Consider the following 16,465-nt stretch of genomic DNA (forward strand, 5'->3'; position numbering starts at 1 on the left):
TCAGGAGGATGCGTATGACCCTGAGCAAAAACGGCGAGATCGCCCTTGCGGTATTCCTTGTGGTGGTGTTTATTCTGCCCTTCGCATTCCTAGGCCTGCTCTACAGCGAAGCCCCGTACTTCACGGTAACCGGAGAACCGGTAAAAGAAGCAGCCGATGCCGCGGGTATCTCGATCGTGAGCGTCCAAGGTACGCTCTGGAACATGACCGGTGCCCTTGGCGGGAAGTCCTATACCCTCACCGATCCCGAGGGTGATACCGCGATCATCGCAACGCAGGCTTTCGACAGCGCAGATTCCCGCGATGCCGCGGTCCGGCTCTACTATGCCCATGCACCGGGCAAGGGGAGAACTGTGGGCAGCCTGATCGTGGTCGGCCAGTACGTTGTGTATGCAACACCGGCCAACAGCCCGATCTTTGCAAAACTTGCCCCGGCACTCCAGCAGGCGGCAAAAGCTGCGGGTGTGCAGCTCTAGTGTGCCCGGCAGGATCTCTTTTTTTTTGCCGGCCCCGGCCCGGTTAATCGCTGAGGAATCTCCCGAGATCGTACCGGGTATAACAGAGGGCAAAGCCGAGGATGATGTACCCGACAAGGACTGCTGAGATGACGGTCCCTTCCCTTAAACCCTCGATGGTCCCAAACGCTGCAAACGAGATGACGGCGGCGCCTGCCACAAGAGAGGTGTCGAACATAACCTTGATGATCCCAAAACGTTTGTGCGTCTTTTCCGCAATGGCCCGCACGAGGCCTTCGCCCGGGTTCAAAATGACATTTGCCGTGATCTGCAAAAAAATCCCAAGGGCAAGGACGGCGGAACCTAGGAATACGATGGCGATCTGTTCCGGGTAGATCCCCGGCTGGACGCCGGCAGAAAGGAACATACCCACATCGACAAAAGTGCCAAGGAGCAGGGCTATGAGGATCTGGAAGTACTGGGGCCGGGGAAAATCCTTTCCTATGATTGCGATCTCGGCGATAAAGAAGATCAGGGTGATAAGGAAGGTGAACTCGCCAAACGTGAGCGGGAAGGCAAGGCTGAGCACGTAGGGGACGCTTGAGATGGGAGAGGTCCCAAGGGTCGAGCGGACGACAAGGCTTATTCCAAGGCCCATGAGAAAAAGGCCGCAAAGAAGGATAATGCAGCGCTTTGCGAGTCCGGCAGATGACATTGCAGCTCAGATATTTTTCATCCGATCCCCATTAAGGGTAGTGGCCAAAAAGGCCGGTGCAGGAATGCTCTATTATCTCCGGTAGCAAAGATCGTTCAATGGCCCTGCCCCCTCCGGAGACCTGCACAATTGGCGATGTGACACTTGCGTACCGCACGTACGGGACCGGTTTTCCGCTTGTTCTCATCAACGGCCTTGCCTCCGCGATGGACACCTGGAACCCGCCGGTTCTCGATGCCCTGGCCCGGCACTTCCGGGTGATCGTGTTTGACCACCGGGGCACGGGGTACTCGGGCGCTTCTGCGGAATCGTTTTCGATCCCGCTCTTTAGCCGGGACACGGCCGGTCTGATGGAACACCTGGGGATCACCCGGGCCCATGTGCTTGGCTTTTCCATGGGGACGTGCATTGCGCAGGAACTGGAACTCGCGTTCCCGGAAAAAGTGGATCGGCTCGTACTGGTTTCCGGGGACTGCGGGGGGACCGAAGCGGTGCGGACTGACCCGGACGTTTTTGCCCGGCTCATTGACCGGAGCGGGACAATTGACGATGTTGTGAACCGCATGCTCCCTCTTCTCTTCCCGTCTTTTTGGCTCGCCACCCACGATCCGTTCCGGTACTGCCCGGCCGTGGAGGAGATCACAAGCGATGAAAACGCTGCACGGCAGCTTGCAGCATTCCTGTCATGGCCCGGTACGTTTTCGCGGCTCGAAAACATCCGGTCGCGGACGCTCGTGATCACCGGGGATGCAGATGCGGTGGTTCCGTGCGAAAACTCGCGTCTGCTTGCCGGAAAAATCCCGGGTGCAAAACTTGTGGAGTTTCCGGGCGCCGGTCACGGGCTGATGTACCAATGCCCGGACCGGTTTGGTGAGACCGTGCTTGATTTCCTATATTGAGGCATCCGGTTTTTTTGGACGGCGCTGACAATTAGCGGTAGAGACAAAAAGAAGGATTACGATGCCAGCAGGTCCTTTGCTGCGATGATGGCGATGAGAACCGTGGCAAAAACAAGCGCAACCGAACCATAATAGGCCTGCCACCATGACAGCGAGGTAAACGGTCCTCCAAGGCACATCACATATCCGGCAAATGCGATCACCGCAATAACCGATTGTTTGATCCTCTGGTTCCGGATAATGGCCTGCCAGTCCGCAATCGCTTTTTTTACACTCTCTTTTCCTTCCAGCATTGCGGCAATAGGAATCTCGGAGCCGGCGGTTATCTGGTAGGTCAGGATGAATGCCAGGATCAGCAGCGCGACAAAACTTGCCATCCAGACCGTTTCCGGAACCGGCGTGACCGCACGGAACACCGAATCAAGGAATGTGTATCCGACAACGATTGTGACGGGAATGTACTTCAGGAGTGCATTCATCAGGTCGTCTTTTTTGTCCGAATCAGTTGTCTGAGTTACCGGTGTGGCTAAACTTCTGAGTTCGGTGTCGGCATTGAGTGCCGCGATCAGTTTGTTTTGTGCATCGATCTCTGCACTGGATATAACCCGTAATGTCATCTCCACCCACCCTTGGATTTTAACAATGAATACCGTCTGGCATATGATATAGTTACCGGGGTATTCCTGCAATCCTGCCCCCCAAATCCGGGCCCGATACGGGCAGGCAGAGCAGGGCAACGGCGGCGATAATAAAAAACGCAGTGAAATTTTTCATGGGCGTAACCTGACTGCTCTTTTTATATCTTTTAAAAAGTGGATAGACACGGCGTTAAGTGAAATTTTTTTGCGGTAAAGCTGAGGCTGGGACCGGGTTGTACTCCCGCCGCAGATCTGATAAAAAATAAGGATGTCCAGTTCAGGCTGCCCATCCGGCATATTTCAGCGCATGGTGGGTATCATCGAAGTATGCGATACAGGGGTGGCCGGCAGGGTCGAGGGCAAGCGATGAGAACTGTCCCACCTTTCCGTCATTGTCGATCGTCCGCTTGATCCAAGTGTCCCCGATCTTTGTGGCGTACCGGAGTTCGTGGTTGGATGCGTCGTAGTAACTGATGTGGGGATTGTTATTTGCATCGATTGCAAGCGATGAGAACTCGCCGACATCGTTGACGTGGTCCACGGTCTCCGTCACCCAGCCGATGCCATTCCACCACGATGAGTACATATGGTCTTTTTTTGAAGCATCATAGTAACTGACATGCGGGAATCCCTTTGAGTCAAAAGCAAGCGAAGGTGTGAACCCGGTGGATTCCAGCAAGCCGCCGCCGTTATTCACTGTTGTTACGTCCCAGCCGGTGCCGGTATTTTCTGCGTACCTCAGGCTGGCATATGATTTTCCGTTAGTGTAGGCCACATGAGGGAAGCCGCCGTCGTCGAACTTCAGGGATGAGCCATACCCGGTGTCCCCGAGAAAGCCTCCGATGTCAATTTCAAAGGTCTCCCAGTTCGTGCCGCTCCGGGTTGCGTATTTCAGGGTTGCGTACGACTGGCCGTCATTATAGGTGATATGCGGGACACCATTTTTGTCAAAGGCAAGGGACGAGTCCTGTCCTGCATCGCCGGCCAATCCCCACGCGACCGTATCTGTCTCCCAGTTCATGCCGTTCTTTGTTGCAAACATCAGGTTCCCGAAATGGTAGCCGTCGCCGAAACTGATCGCGGGGTTCCCGGTTTTGTCAAAGGCAAGGGAGGTCGAATACGTTCCTGCCGAATTTGCGACGGTCCCGGATTCCCAGCCGGTACCATTCCAGGAAGAATAGCGGATCCGTCCGTTCCCGGCATCGTACGAGCTGATGTGCGGTGTCCCGGCCGGGTCAAAGGCAAGGGAGGTGTACAGGCCGGTACCGTACCGGCTGCTGGAGTTGTCCACGAATGCAATCTTCCAGTTCCCGGGCAGGACCGGGAGCAGGAGAGTAAATGTTGTTGTGGGGATATCGGGTGGGATGGGAGCTGTTGTCGTGTACCGGACGGTCAGCTGCTGCGGGCCTTCTTTATCTGCCTCAAAGAGCCAGGTCTGGATCGTGCTGTTGCCAAGCGTTTCGTTTTTTGTATCTTTGATGACCAGGCCGCCGGCACCGGTGAGGTCCGGCACCCATGCTGCATTTTTGTCAGCGCTGGTGTTGGCCGGAAGCGCAATAGCGATCCGGTCGTGCAGGGCCACTGGCAGGGTCTTCCCATTTTCGGCATAGCCGGCCCGCTCCTGGTATGTCCATGCTACCGAGTCCCAGCTGATCTCATCCCACCATTTCATACAAACACCCAGCTTGTAGATCTCGTACGCAAGCAGGATCAGGATGACAAGGCCGGTCAGGATGCCTGCGGCATAAAATACATCCCTATCAATCTCATAATCCTTCACTCTAATCAGTCCTGAACCCGTCTTTCCGTGTCTATAAATATTGATCCCTAAGTCATATTCCATATCCATTATCACCCTGTACTCTCCGAAGTAAAACGTGTCTCCATCGGCCAAGGTACCCGATGAGATAAGGACGGCGAGATCAATGATGAGGACTACGATGAGCAGGGAAACGGACACCCAGTTCCAGAAGCAGGAACCGTTCCGGTCAATGGTCGATGCGGCCGCCGTCCGGGCAGTCCCGGCGTGGGAAGCGCCAGACTGCAGGGGGAATTCTGGGCTGACCGAGTAATGCCGGTCGCCGATTGCATTTCCGTCGGCGTCCAATTGCTGGATCGCCATCACGTAGATTTCGCTCCCGGTGGTCTGGTTGGCAAACGTGTAATAGGTCACGTCCCGGTACGACCGGATCGTATCGGTGGAGGCGGAAATAAATCCTGCAGCGGCAAGTGTATCTTTCTGCGAGCTGTTGAGGGAGAGGAAATCGTCGGACGTGAGCGTTGTCTCATACAGGTGGACCTCGCTTTCGGAAGTAAAAACAAAGCCCTCGCTGCTCAGGTTGGCTGTGATGGCGTCCGGCAGGTCACCTGAAGATCCGGCCCCGTCTGTTGCTGCCTGCAGGGTAGCACTCTGCTTTCCCTGGGCTGTAGCGGAATTTTCTGTGCGGGGATCTGCGACACTGAGCGAGACAGTGCCGATCTGATGGAGCTGGGTTGCGGGTGCTGCTGCCGCCGAGCTCATACGGTTTGTGGCCGGGTGAACATTTGTTCCACGGTTCTGCGTAACCTCCCGGATTTCCGTGACCGGGACTTTTTTCCCTTCAAAGCCGGGGACAGACGAGAGATCCCCGGCGCTGCATCCCGCACAGTCGGTCGTCATTTTATTGACGGAGTCGGCTGCCATAGCCGGGTGGACCGAGACGGAGAGCAGGAACAGGACCGCAACTGCAAGACTTATGCTCGAAAATATATGCCGATGACCCAAGATAACCAATAGTGATTATTTGTAAAGTTCGGGATAAACGCGGCGTTGAGTGAAATTTTTTTTGCGGTGATTATGGCCGGCGCCGGGAAAGCAGGAGCGGCTGGCTGGAAAGTAACCGCCCGGTTTTTATCGGGACTATGGTGCCTTCACTGAAGTGAGACAGGGCCGGTTACCCCCGTTTTGGGATGCTGAATCTCGTCCCTGCCCCAATAATCCGGGCCCTATATGGCCTCCGATTCTTGGGATCCCGGGCCGGAAACGCCCGTAAAACGCCCGGATTTGAGGTACCCGGAAATATTCGTTATAATAGCCCCGATTGCAAAAATACGCGATTAAAACCCTCAAAAAAGACCCCCAAGATCTGGGTGAGTTTTCATTTTGACATACCAATGGTCGATTTTCCTGAGAAACGGGGTGGAAAGGGCCTCTATGGCCCGCCAATGAGAACGGCCTTATTTTTGCGTATTTTTGATAAATAACCTCAATTTACAGGTATTTTTCTTCGGGAGACCTAAAAATAGTGACGGTGGTTCTTATTCTGCCTGGACCGCGACAAATGTTGCGGATGAATGGAATTTTTTGGACCGGCATGCCGTATTCGAGAAGCCCCCGGATGTGCATCTCGATTGCTTCATGCATCCGCTCTTTTTGTTTCCTCACGAGTCTTTCCCGTTGCGACGCAAGCCCCGGGAGATCCGGGGAATATGCCGAATAATTTTTTTTCCTGCCTTTTCAATGACGATCAGGAACCTGTGCAGCGTCATAATGGATCAGATGCACCGGTAAAAGTCCTCGATATCGATTTTTGCCAGTTTGAGTACGCCCCGCAGAGTTCCCGGCTTTACTTCATCATGCAGCGGGACAACAGTCCCGGTTTTTCCGTCAGCGGTTATTTTCGAGAGCCGCACATGGCTGCCGGATCTTCCTGAAATAGTAAAACCAAATTTATTGCAGAGAACCCTGATGACTTCGTCACCGGAGACCGGCTTATGATGTGGCAACCGACGACACCTCAAAGGTGGTCAGGATTGCACGCTTCTTTTTGGTCTGGGGGAATTCCTCCAGGTACAACTCGGTCGCTTCTTTAAGATTGCTGACCGCCTCGTCAAAAGTTTTTCCCTGGCTGACCGTACCCACCTCAGGGCATTCCGCCACGTACATATCGTCTTCCTTGTGGAGTACGGCAGTATAAGTTGACATGATCTTCCGTTATGTTTCATTGGGTCGTCCTGTTCTAAAATCTTTGTTGGGGCAAACCGGTTTTGGTTCGAATCGTGGAAAGAATATCAATAGTTGCGACACTGTCGCGATAATCCCGACCCCCAAAACAGGCCTTTATTTCATTTCCACGTGCCGGAGGCCCTATGAGGAGGAGATCGGCCGTCCAAATGCTGCTAATTATTACCTCACTTTCTCCGGCGAGAAACATCGGTTTTTGGGCCGAATTATTCCCTCATTTTGGGCAATAATTCCCCTCTGGCACCAGGTGGGGGGTAATCCGGGGCTGATACGGGCCCGGATTAGGGGTGCCGGACCGTGGGTCTCGGGCTGGCCGGGATTGTCCCGTCGGGCAGGGTGTTGGGGAGATGGGCGGCCGGGGGGAGGGTGCGAAGACGGTACTGCAACTTTCGACAATAAATGGATAATTATATCGTATTCATCATCAATGATTCAATCTGGAAAAATATGCAAACGGATTCTGAAAGTGTCATTTTATTAAATAAATACGAAATGGAGAAGTCTCATCATCATAGGACCCTTCTTCATTTGGAGAAAATAAAAATTGAGACAACACAATTGATCAAAAGGAGAGAATCTGATTTAGACATATTATCTCAAGAGATCAACGCAAAAAATGGCCAACTGATTGATAAGGAATTGAGCCTGCTAAAACCTCTAAAATCCGTGGGTAATTATTTTGAGACTAAAAAGATCAAAAATGAAATTTTACATTTAATCCCTAACAAAGAAAATATCCATAAGGATATAAAAAAATTACAAATCCAATTAAATGAAACTGATGAAGAAATTCGAATTCTATCAAAAGAAATTGCTGATATTGTAGTTGCAATATCCTTAATTCAAACTCAAAAAAACAAAGGTTTCGAATTATTTGATAATAATTGGGTTCCGATTGAAGATCTACAGAAATTACGCGAAATAAAAATTGGACTTGCGAAAAACTTTGAAAACATCTCTCCCTTTGACTTTGAATATTTTGTTGCAATGCTATTGCGAGAAATGGGGTATACAACTGAAGTGACAAAGAAAACAGGCGATTATGGAATTGATATAATTGCAAAAAAGGGAAAACAGATTGTAGCTGTTCAATGCAAAAGACATAATGAAAAAAATCTTATTGGAAATGTGTTGATACAACAACTCCTTGGGAGTATGCATTTTATCAATGCCAGTCATTGTATCTTTATAACAACTTCCCATTTCACAAAAAATGCTATAACTCAATCTCAGAATTCACCTATTGAATTATGGGATAAAGATACGTTTCATAATTTAGTTAGGAAATATCTTTTAAATTGCAATATTGATCAAATTTTTGATGCTATTCAAAAAGATAAACAGAGGCAAAAAGAGCAAATAGAACACGAAAAAAATGCAATAATTGAGAAAAAAGCTGAAAAAAAGTTACTCCTTGAGAAACGGAAGCAGGAGAAAACAGCAAAAAGGGAAATAAAAAAGCTAAATGACGACGCCAAGAAGATTTGTCCTCGGTGTGGGGGGAAAAAATGGAAGAGTAGAAAATATTGCTCAAAATGTAAACAAGAAATAAAATCCGAAAGAAGATACGATAATTGTTGGTAGCATTCCCTAACTTTTTAGAACCCTAAAAAAGAAGTAAAAATCATTCCACCGGCACAAACTTCGTCCCATAGTGGATAATCCCGCTCTCGCCATCGGTGGCGATCCTGCGGAATACGCTCTTGACCTTCATGCCGATCTTCGCCTTTGCCGGGTCCATCACAATCTGGGTGGTGATCTGCGGGCCTTCGTCCAGCTTCACAATCGCGAGCACGTACGGGGTGAGCATCGAATACTGCTCGGCCGCCGTGTGGATCACGGTGAAGGTGACAACCGTTCCTTCGCCTTTGAACTTATGCTCGACAATCTTTCCTGCCCGGCGGCAGTCGGGGCAGAAGGAGCGTGGCGGGAAAAAGTGCCTGCCGCACTTCTCGCATTTTGTTCCCACCATGTTGTAGCGCTGGGGCAGGTGCCGCCAGAACCGTGCAACCGTCATAATCAGACCCTCCCGAGGATGTGAACGGCAACTGTTGCACCCGTCCCGCCCACGTTGTGCGTCATGCCGATCTTTGCGTTCTCGACCTGGCGTTTTCCTGCGTCGCCGCGGAGCTGCTGGACGATCTCGTACACCTGCTTGATGCCCGTTGCACCAACCGGGTGGCCGCAGGCCTTGAGGCCGCCGCTCGTGTTCACCGGGATTTTCCCGCCAAGAGCCGTCTCTCCGTCAGCGGTGAACTTGCCGGCCGTTCCCTTCTTGCAGAACCCGAGATCCTCGATTGCGCAGATCTCTGCAATCGAGAAGCAGTCGTGCACCTCGACCATGTTGATGTCCTTGTTGGTCAGGTGCGCCATCTTGAATGCACGCTGGCCTGCGGCAACTGTCGCGTCCAGGGTCGAGATGTCGCGCCGGTCGTGCAGCGCGATCGAGTCGCTTGCCTGTGCGGTTGCGAGCACCTTGATCGGCGTATCCGTGAACTCCTTTGCCCGGTCGAGCGGTGCGACAATCACTGCCGCCGCCCCGTCCGTCACCGGCGAGCAGTCAAAGAGCCGGAGGGGCTCTGCAACCATCGTGGACTTCATTACGGTGTCAAGCGTGATCTCGTTTGGGAACTGTGCGATGGGATTCCGTGCCCCGTTGTAGTGGTTCTTCACTGCAACCTGCGCCAGCTGCTCGCGGGTCATGCCGTACTTGTGGATGTAGTCGTTTGCGATCATCGCGTACAGGCCCGGGAACGTTGCGCCCATGAAGCCTTCCCATTCACGGTCGGCAGCGCCGGTCAGCGTATCGGTGCTCTCGTCCGAACCGACATCGGTCATCTTCTCGACGCCGGCCGCGACAACGATATCCTCCATCCCGCTTGCGACCGCGATGACTGCCTGCCGGAATGCAAGGCCGCCCGATGCGCAGGCCGCCTCGACACGGGTCGAAGGGATGTGCCGGGTTGCCATGCCCGCATAGTCGGCAATCAGGGCACCGATGTGCTCCTGCCCGATGAACCGGCCCGCGCTCATGTTACCAACGTACATCGCATCGATCTTCTCGCCCGAGAGCTGTGCATCTTCAAGGGCGAGCGTCCCAGCCTCGACAAAGATGTCACGGAAGGAACTCTCCCATTTCTCGCCGAACTTCGTGCACCCGATCCCGATAACTGCTACGTCTCTCATGATTGCATCACGATCTTTCCCTTGTGTTTTGCATACCGTGCATAGTCCAGGTAGATGGGGTCTTTTAAGAGCTGCATTACGCCAGGGGCAGCATCGCGGTGGAAGTCTTTTGAAGCAATTGCCTCAGTCACCGTGATATCAAACGCGTCGCTCCCTGCGCCGGACCCAAACGAGCAGACAAAGATCCGGTCGCCGGGTTTTGCGATATCAAGCGTTGCTGCAAGGCCGATGGGCGATGCGCCCGAGTAGGTGTTCCCAAGCCACGGGACAACAAGGCCGGGCTTGATCTGTTCTGAGGTAAAGCCGAGGTCCTTTGCCACCTTCTGCGGGAACTTCGCGTTTGGCTGGTGGAAGACCGCGTAGGTGTAGTCTTTGGGCGAAGTGCTGCACTGCTCAAAGAGGAGCGTGCTTGCGCCTTTGACGTGCTTGAAGTAGCCCGGGTCGCCCGTGAACCGGCCGCCATGCCGGGGGTAGTCCTGGCCCTCGCGGCGCCAGAAGTCCGGTGTGTCCGTGGTAAACGAGCAGGTGTGGTTGAGCGTTGCGATCGGGTTGTCGTTCCCGATGATATACGCTGCCCCGCCGGCCGCTGCCGTATATTCGAGGGCATCGCTTGGCGCACCCTGCGAGACATCGGCGCCGATGGCAAGCCCGTACGGGATCATGCCGCTTTTCACGAGGCCCATGCAGGTCTGGATGCCGGCGGTTCCCGCCTTGCAGGCAAACTCGAAATCGGCTGCCGTCATCACGGGCGTTGCACCGATCGCTTCCCCTACCGTGCAGGCCGTGGGTTTCACCGCGTACGGGTGAGACTCGCTGCCCACGTACACGGCCCCGATCTTTGCGGGGTCAACGTGGCGCCGCTTTAAGGCATTCCGTGCTGCCTCGACCGCAATCGTTGCGGCATCCTCATCGAGATCGGGGACGGACTTTTCAAAAACGCCCAGTCCCCCGGTAATATCTGCGGCATTTGCGCCCCAGACTTTGGTGATCTCCTCAACCTTGATCCGGTATCTCGGAATATACGCACCGTATGTAATGATGCCTACCATTCTTTCTCCCTCAGTGTACTCACGATTTGGTCAATCTCCATCTCTGTGCAGAGCACCGTGATGTGGTCCCGGTCCGCCATCTTTGCTACAAACGGGTGGACGTTTTCGGCACTGATCCCCTGGAGGATCACGGACCGCGGCTTGAAAGCCGTGACCCGGATCGCAACCATCGGCGACTTGCCGGTCGAGACGTGCGTAAAGATGAGCGCCCGTTCCGTGCTCCAGCCATAGATGCGGTTGAACTCCTCAGCCGAGAGCTGGAGGATCGCATTGAGGCTGTTTACCACGGTATAGCCAAAGATGGTCTGGTCCATTGACCCGCAGAGCAGCGAACACCCGATCGCATCGGTCAATTCTTTCAATGCAACCGGGTTCGTATACTCGTGGATGTCAAGGATCACGTCATCGGCAACGCCACTAAAGAGCATGGAGGAAAATTTGTGAATGTGTCTGCCGTCCGATTCCTCATCGATGGTGAGGATCGTGTCGACAATCTTGCCGACCACGGCGGTTCCGGGGCTCTTTCTCCTGCCGCTCTCGTAATCGCTGATCACGGAGGGTGATACCCCCAGGCGGTCCGAAAGGACGCCCGGCGGTATCTCGAAGTTCTGGCGCCACTTTTTGAGCGCAAGCCCCGGTGAGTCCGACAGCGTAATCTCGCCCGCCATCTTCTCGGCGAGCTGGTTTCGCAGACCGGATTTCATGCTCAGTTAGATCAACCCTGCCCGTTAAATACCTAACGAATCAACGTTCGACAAAAAGCGAATCTTCGGCGTTAAACCCACAAAAATGCGCAGGAAAGCAATCCATATATAGGATGCATCTCAATTTTGATAAGCATGGTGCTTGCCGAAGATCTCGAATGCCTCAAGGCGCTCGCCCTCATGGGCGGGATGCGGGAACCGGTCTTCATCTCCTCGCAGACACTCGGCGAGGTACTTGAGACCAGCCCCCAGACCGCATCCCGGCGCCTCAAGGCACTTGAGGGCCAGCGGCTGATCTCCCGGACCTTAAACCCGGACGGCCAGCACATTACCGTGACAAAAGAGGGCGAGGACGGACTCCGGCGCGAGTACGCGGAGTACTGCCGGCTCTTTGCACACGAAGGCGGCCACTACACTCTTCCCGGGATCGTGATCAGCGGACTTGGCGAGGGCAGGTACTACATGAGCCTGGAGCCGTACAAGAAACAGTTCCTCCGGCATCTCGGCTTTGAGCCGTACCCGGGTACGCTCAACCTCCGCCTCTCCGGGTCCGACATCCCGACCAGGAAGAAGATCGATTCCCTGACCTGGATCCCGATCCACGGCTTTTCGGCCGAGGGCCGGACATTCGGGGAGGTGCGGTGCATGCCCTGCCGGATCAATGATATCCCCTGCGGGATCGTGGTGCCCGGCCGCAGCCATTACCCGGAGGATATCGTGGAAGTGATCGCGCCCGTGGGACTGCGGGATGCTCTTGGAGTAAAAGAAAACGACCGGGTGAATGTCGAGGTGGCTTATGATTGACGATGCAATAACGGCGCTGCGTGAAGGAAAGATGATCCTTCTGTACGATTTCGATGACCGGGAAGGGGAGACGGATTTTGCGATCCGGTCCGATGCGGTAACGCCGAAGGACATCCTCCGGATGAGAAAAGATGGCGGCGGGCTGATCTGTACCGCGATCGACCCGGTGGCGGCAGAGCGGCTGGGTCTGCCGTTTGCAAGCGATGCGCTCAAAAACACGCAGATCGCCGAACAGGAAGGTGAGATCCCGTACGACCGTAAAAACCATTCATCGTTCTCGCTCTGGGTCAACCACAAGAACACGTTTACCGGGATAACGGACCGGGACCGGGCGCTCACCATTACTGCAGTGGCCGAGCAGGTAAAAAAATCGCTCAACGGAGGCGGGGCGCACTTTTCCGAGCACTTCCGCACCCCGGGTCACTGTGCCCTCCTGCGTGCGGCCGACGACCTGCTCGACCAGCGCCACGGGCAGACTGAACTCTCGGTAGCCCTCGCCCGGATGGCCGGGGTCACCCCCTCTATTACCATCTGCGAGATGCTGGACGACGAGTCCGGTTACGCACTCCCCAAAACCCGCGCAAAAGCATATGCAAAGAAGCACGACCTTGTCTTTGTCGAAGGACGAGAGGTGCTCGACCGCTGGGAATCGGCAAAGAAGCAGAAATAACCGCCCCTCTCCTTTCTCCGGCTTTTCTTCTTTTTCGTCTCCGGCCAGCGGAGAATTTTTGTGAGCATACGTACTCCCCTCCTGGGATCTCTAAAGGATAGGAATCTTTTTGTAGCATCGTACTCTTTCACTAGATTATCCCTCCGATCCGGGAAACGAACATGATCTCCGTAGTCTGTGTTGACGACGAACCGGATCTCCTAGAAATAGCCCGGCTTTTCCTGGAACGCTCCGGTGAAATCGACGCCATGTCTTTTGTTTCTGCACAGGAAGCGCTGGACTCTCCCGCGATACTATCCTGCGATATCGTTGTCTCCGATTACCAGATGCCGGGTATGGATGGGATCGCATTCTTAAAAGAGGTCAGGATGCGGTTTGGAGATCTCCCGTTCATCCTCTTCACCGGCCGGGGCCGGGAGGAGATCGTGATTGAGGCGATCAACAATGGTGCGGACTTTTACCTCCAGAAAGGCGGGGATCCGACCGCCCAGTTTGCCGAGCTCCTGCATAAGATCCGGCAGGCCGTGCGCAGGAAAGAGGCCGAACGCTCGCAGCACGAATCGGAGCAGCGTCTTGCGAATATCATTGATTTCCTTCCTGATGCAATTCTTGCGGTTGATCGGACCGGCCGCGTAATTGCGTGGAACCGTACCAACGAGAATATTACCGGGGTTCCGGCATCCGGGATTCTGGGGAAAGGGGACTACGAGTACGCCCTGTCAACGTACGGGGAGCGGCGACCCTTCCTCCTTGACATGATCTATGAGCCTGATGAGAAGATCCTGAAATACTATACTAATATCGTGCATGATGGCGGCGCGATCAGCGCAGAGACCAGTCTCGCAGCTCCAAAAGGCAGACGGATCGACATCATGGCAAAGGCAAGCCCCCTCTATAACCAGAAAGGGGAGGTCACCGGTGCTATCGAGGTCATACGGGATATTACGGCCCTAAAAAAGATCGAGCAGGACCTCAGGGCAGCATACGAACGGGTCACGCTGACGGAAGAAGAGCTGCGGACCCAGTACGAGGAGCTCAGGCAGACCAACGAACAGCTCTCGGCCACGGAGGAGGAACTCACCTGCCAGGTGAATAAGCTGGCCCATAGCGAACAGGTACTCCGGGTAAACGAGGAGCGGCTGGCCATGGCACAGGCTGTCGGCCGGACCGGCAGCTGGGAGTACCGGTTAGATACCGGCACGATCTGGGGCTCTGCAGAAGGCCTCCGCATCTTCGGCTATCCGGCAACAGCCCGGGATCTCCCGATAGAAGATATCGAATCCTGCATCCCGGAACGGGAGCGGGTCCACCAGGCCCTCGTGGACCTGATCGCCTCCGGGAAGGACTATGATCTCGAATATACTATCCGTCCTGCAGATGGATCGGGCCCGAAAGTGATCCACTCTGTTGCCCGGCTCGAAAGGGATGCCCGGGGCATTCCGGTGCGGGTCATCGGTGTCATCCAGGACACCACCGAGCGCAGGAAGGCCTATGAGGACATCGCGTTCAAGAATACCCTGCTTGCCACCCAACAGGAGACTGCTCCCGATGGTATCCTGATCGTGGATGAAACCGGGAAGATCCTCAGTTACAACCGGAAATTTGCTGAGCTCTGGAAGATCCCCCAGGAACTCATCGAGCAGGGTCGTGATGTACTGCTGCTTCAGCAGGTTAATGGCCAGCTGGTCGATCCTGAAAAATTCCTTGCCCGGGTCCGGTACCTGTACGAGCATAATGATGAGAAGAGTTTCGAGGAATTGTCCCTTCGTGACGGACGGATACTGGAGCGCTTTTCATCGCCGGTATTCGGGGAGAATAAAAAATACTATGGGCGGATATGGTACTTCCGGGATATCACCGGACGCCGGAATGCCGACAAAGCAGTACTGGAATCTGAAAAGAAATTTGCTACGGTCTTTAAAAGCAGCCCGATTGCGCTCACGCTCGTTTCGGCAACTGACGGGACATTTTTCGATGTCAATGATGCATTCCTCAAGGATACCGGTTATACCCGGGAGGAGGTAATCGGGAAAACTGCAGAGGATCTGAGGCTGTTTTCCGACGCCCGGGAGCGCGAGAATCTGATCTCCGTGCTACAGACCGGAAAGTCTGTTTACGGGATGGATCTGCAGTGCCGGGGAAAATCCGGGGAGATACGGACCTGCCGGTTCACCTCTCAGCTCCTCACGATTGACAACAAAGCGTTCCGTCTTTTTACATCGGAAGATATTACGGAACGTAAGCACTCCGAAGAGGCACGAAGGGAGAGCGAGAAGAGGTTCCGGGATCTCGTGGAAACCCTGCCTGATATTGTCTGGGAGATCGATCTGCAGGGGAAAATCCGGTACATCAGCCCTACGGTCGAAAGGGTCATGGGTTATACACCGGAGGAACTCGAAGGCGGTCTGACCTCTGACCTGGTTGCAGAGCAGAGAAGGGATTTTGCCCGCCGTGAGCTGGGAAAGTACATTTCTAACGACAGTCCCCTTGTCCCCTTCGAAATTCCTGCCCGCCACTGCGACGGGCATGAAATGATGGTAGAGATCCGTGCATCACGGGTCAAAGACAGCGAAGGGAAGGTAACCGGATTTCGGGGGGTGACCACCGATGTCACCCGGCGCTGGAAATCCGAAGAGGCGCTCCGGCGTGCAAACCGCCAGCTCACCCTCCTTGGCAGCGTTACCCGGCACGATGTCCTCAACCGGATTACGGTACTTTTAGGTTATCTTGCCATTGTCAAGAGGAAGTGCACGGATCCCGGCCAGGAGGCGTACCTGCAAAAGATGGAGTCTGCCATAGATCTGTTAAGGGCTCAGATGGAGTTTACCCGGATTTACCAGGATGTCGGATCCCACGAACCGCGGTGGATCGAACTCGAAGCGGTGATACCCCGGGACCAGGTTCCGGAAATGGTCTCCCTGGTTCCGGATGTACAGGGATTCCGGGTATATGCAGACGCGATGTTCGAGAAAGTGTTTGCCAACCTCCTCGACAACTCGATCCGGCACGGGGGACATGTGACAGAGATCCGGGTAACGTGCCACCCGGAGGGTACGGCTTTGGTGATTGCCTGGGAAGACAATGGTGTTGGTGTCAGGGCCGGCAAAAAGGAGCAGATATTCCGGCAGGGCGTGGGATCAAACACCGGCCTTGGCCTCTTTTTGATCCGGGAGATCCTTGCCCTGACCGGCATCGAAATCCGGGAGACCGGCGAACCCGGCAGCGGCGCCAGGTTTGAGATCGTGGTGCCGGAAGGCTTGTACCTGCCAGCCCGCACCTGATGGGTGACGGCGTATCCCGCCCATCCACACTTTTTTCATCACCACTAAATAGCGTCCCTGC

General features: G+C 54.4%; 15 protein-coding genes. 6 read left to right on the forward strand and 9 right to left on the reverse strand.

Annotated features, from left to right (window positions below):
- Positions 1-14: 14 nt before the first annotated feature.
- Positions 15-476 (forward strand): hypothetical protein, encoded by a 462-nt coding sequence (locus tag MBOO_RS00755; RefSeq protein ID WP_011991158.1) that lies wholly within the window; start codon positions 15-17, stop codon positions 474-476.
- 43 nt (positions 477-519) lie between these two features.
- On the opposite strand, the gene MBOO_RS00760 is transcribed toward MBOO_RS00755, so the two are convergent.
- A complete protein-coding gene (locus tag MBOO_RS00760; protein ID WP_011991159.1) occupies positions 520-1,170 on the reverse strand; it encodes a YczE/YyaS/YitT family protein in 651 nt (216 codons plus the stop codon).
- Positions 1,171-1,268: 98 nt separating this feature from the next.
- Between MBOO_RS00760 and MBOO_RS00765 the strand changes: the two genes are divergently transcribed.
- Positions 1,269-2,069 carry an alpha/beta fold hydrolase gene (locus MBOO_RS00765; RefSeq protein ID WP_011991160.1) on the forward strand — a complete coding sequence of 267 codons (801 nt, stop codon included), beginning with the start codon at positions 1,269-1,271 and terminating at the stop codon, positions 2,067-2,069.
- Between the two features lie 56 nt (positions 2,070-2,125).
- On the opposite strand, the gene MBOO_RS00770 is transcribed toward MBOO_RS00765, so the two are convergent.
- The 4 genes from MBOO_RS00770 to MBOO_RS00785 form a co-directional block, all read right to left on the reverse strand.
- Complete coding sequence (locus MBOO_RS00770; RefSeq protein WP_011991161.1) at positions 2,126-2,686, reverse strand: hypothetical protein; 561 nt, start codon at positions 2,684-2,686, stop codon at positions 2,126-2,128.
- Between the two features lie 298 nt (positions 2,687-2,984).
- Positions 2,985-5,390: a hypothetical protein gene (locus MBOO_RS00775; RefSeq protein ID WP_048068182.1), complete on the reverse strand. Its 2,406-nt coding sequence runs from the start codon at positions 5,388-5,390 to the stop codon at positions 2,985-2,987.
- Positions 5,391-6,241: 851 nt separating this feature from the next.
- On the reverse strand, positions 6,242-6,472 hold the full coding sequence (locus MBOO_RS00780; RefSeq protein WP_048068183.1) for a type II toxin-antitoxin system HicA family toxin: 231 nt from the start codon (positions 6,470-6,472) through the stop codon (positions 6,242-6,244).
- Positions 6,459-6,671, reverse strand: a complete 213-nt coding sequence (locus MBOO_RS00785; protein WP_011991164.1) for a type II toxin-antitoxin system HicB family antitoxin — start codon at positions 6,669-6,671, stop codon at positions 6,459-6,461. The genes MBOO_RS00780 and MBOO_RS00785 overlap by 14 nt, the downstream gene beginning before the upstream one ends.
- Before the next feature lie 438 nt (positions 6,672-7,109).
- Between MBOO_RS00785 and MBOO_RS12865 the strand changes: the two genes are divergently transcribed.
- Entirely contained in the window at positions 7,110-8,294 is a 1,185-nt protein-coding gene (locus MBOO_RS12865) for a restriction endonuclease (RefSeq protein ID WP_052291878.1), read from the forward strand.
- Positions 8,295-8,334: 40 nt separating this feature from the next.
- On the opposite strand, the gene MBOO_RS00795 is transcribed toward MBOO_RS12865, so the two are convergent.
- Genes MBOO_RS00795 through MBOO_RS00810 form a run of 4 tightly spaced genes read right to left on the reverse strand, consistent with a single transcriptional unit; the run spans position 8,335 to position 11,649 of the window.
- Complete coding sequence (locus MBOO_RS00795; RefSeq protein WP_011991166.1) at positions 8,335-8,727, reverse strand: Zn-ribbon domain-containing OB-fold protein; 393 nt, start codon at positions 8,725-8,727, stop codon at positions 8,335-8,337.
- 2 nt (positions 8,728-8,729) lie between these two features.
- On the reverse strand, positions 8,730-9,896 hold the full coding sequence (locus MBOO_RS00800) for a thiolase domain-containing protein (RefSeq protein ID WP_011991167.1): 1,167 nt from the start codon (positions 9,894-9,896) through the stop codon (positions 8,730-8,732).
- Positions 9,893-10,945, reverse strand: coding sequence for a hydroxymethylglutaryl-CoA synthase (locus tag MBOO_RS00805; protein WP_011991168.1), 1,053 nt, complete (start codon positions 10,943-10,945; stop codon positions 9,893-9,895). The genes MBOO_RS00800 and MBOO_RS00805 overlap by 4 nt, the downstream gene beginning before the upstream one ends.
- Positions 10,939-11,649, reverse strand: a complete 711-nt coding sequence (locus MBOO_RS00810; RefSeq protein ID WP_011991169.1) for a helix-turn-helix domain-containing protein — start codon at positions 11,647-11,649, stop codon at positions 10,939-10,941. Before MBOO_RS00810 ends, MBOO_RS00805 begins: the two co-directional genes overlap by 7 nt.
- Before the next feature lie 135 nt (positions 11,650-11,784).
- On the opposite strand from MBOO_RS00810, the gene MBOO_RS00815 reads away from it, so the two are divergent.
- The 3 genes from MBOO_RS00815 to MBOO_RS12870 all read left to right on the forward strand — a co-directional run bounded on the left by MBOO_RS00815 (position 11,785) and on the right by MBOO_RS12870 (position 16,404).
- Positions 11,785-12,453, forward strand: a complete 669-nt coding sequence (locus MBOO_RS00815) for a DUF120 domain-containing protein (RefSeq protein ID WP_011991170.1) — start codon at positions 11,785-11,787, stop codon at positions 12,451-12,453.
- Positions 12,446-13,123 (forward strand): 3,4-dihydroxy-2-butanone-4-phosphate synthase, encoded by a 678-nt coding sequence (ribB, locus tag MBOO_RS00820; protein WP_011991171.1) that lies wholly within the window; start codon positions 12,446-12,448, stop codon positions 13,121-13,123. Before MBOO_RS00815 ends, ribB begins: the two co-directional genes overlap by 8 nt.
- Positions 13,124-13,284: 161 nt before the next feature.
- Complete coding sequence (locus tag MBOO_RS12870) at positions 13,285-16,404, forward strand: response regulator (RefSeq protein ID WP_011991172.1); 3,120 nt, start codon at positions 13,285-13,287, stop codon at positions 16,402-16,404.
- Positions 16,405-16,465 lie beyond the last annotated feature (61 nt).

It is taken from the genome of Methanoregula boonei 6A8, assembly GCF_000017625.1.
Lineage (GTDB): Archaea > Halobacteriota > Methanomicrobia > Methanomicrobiales > Methanospirillaceae > Methanoregula > Methanoregula boonei.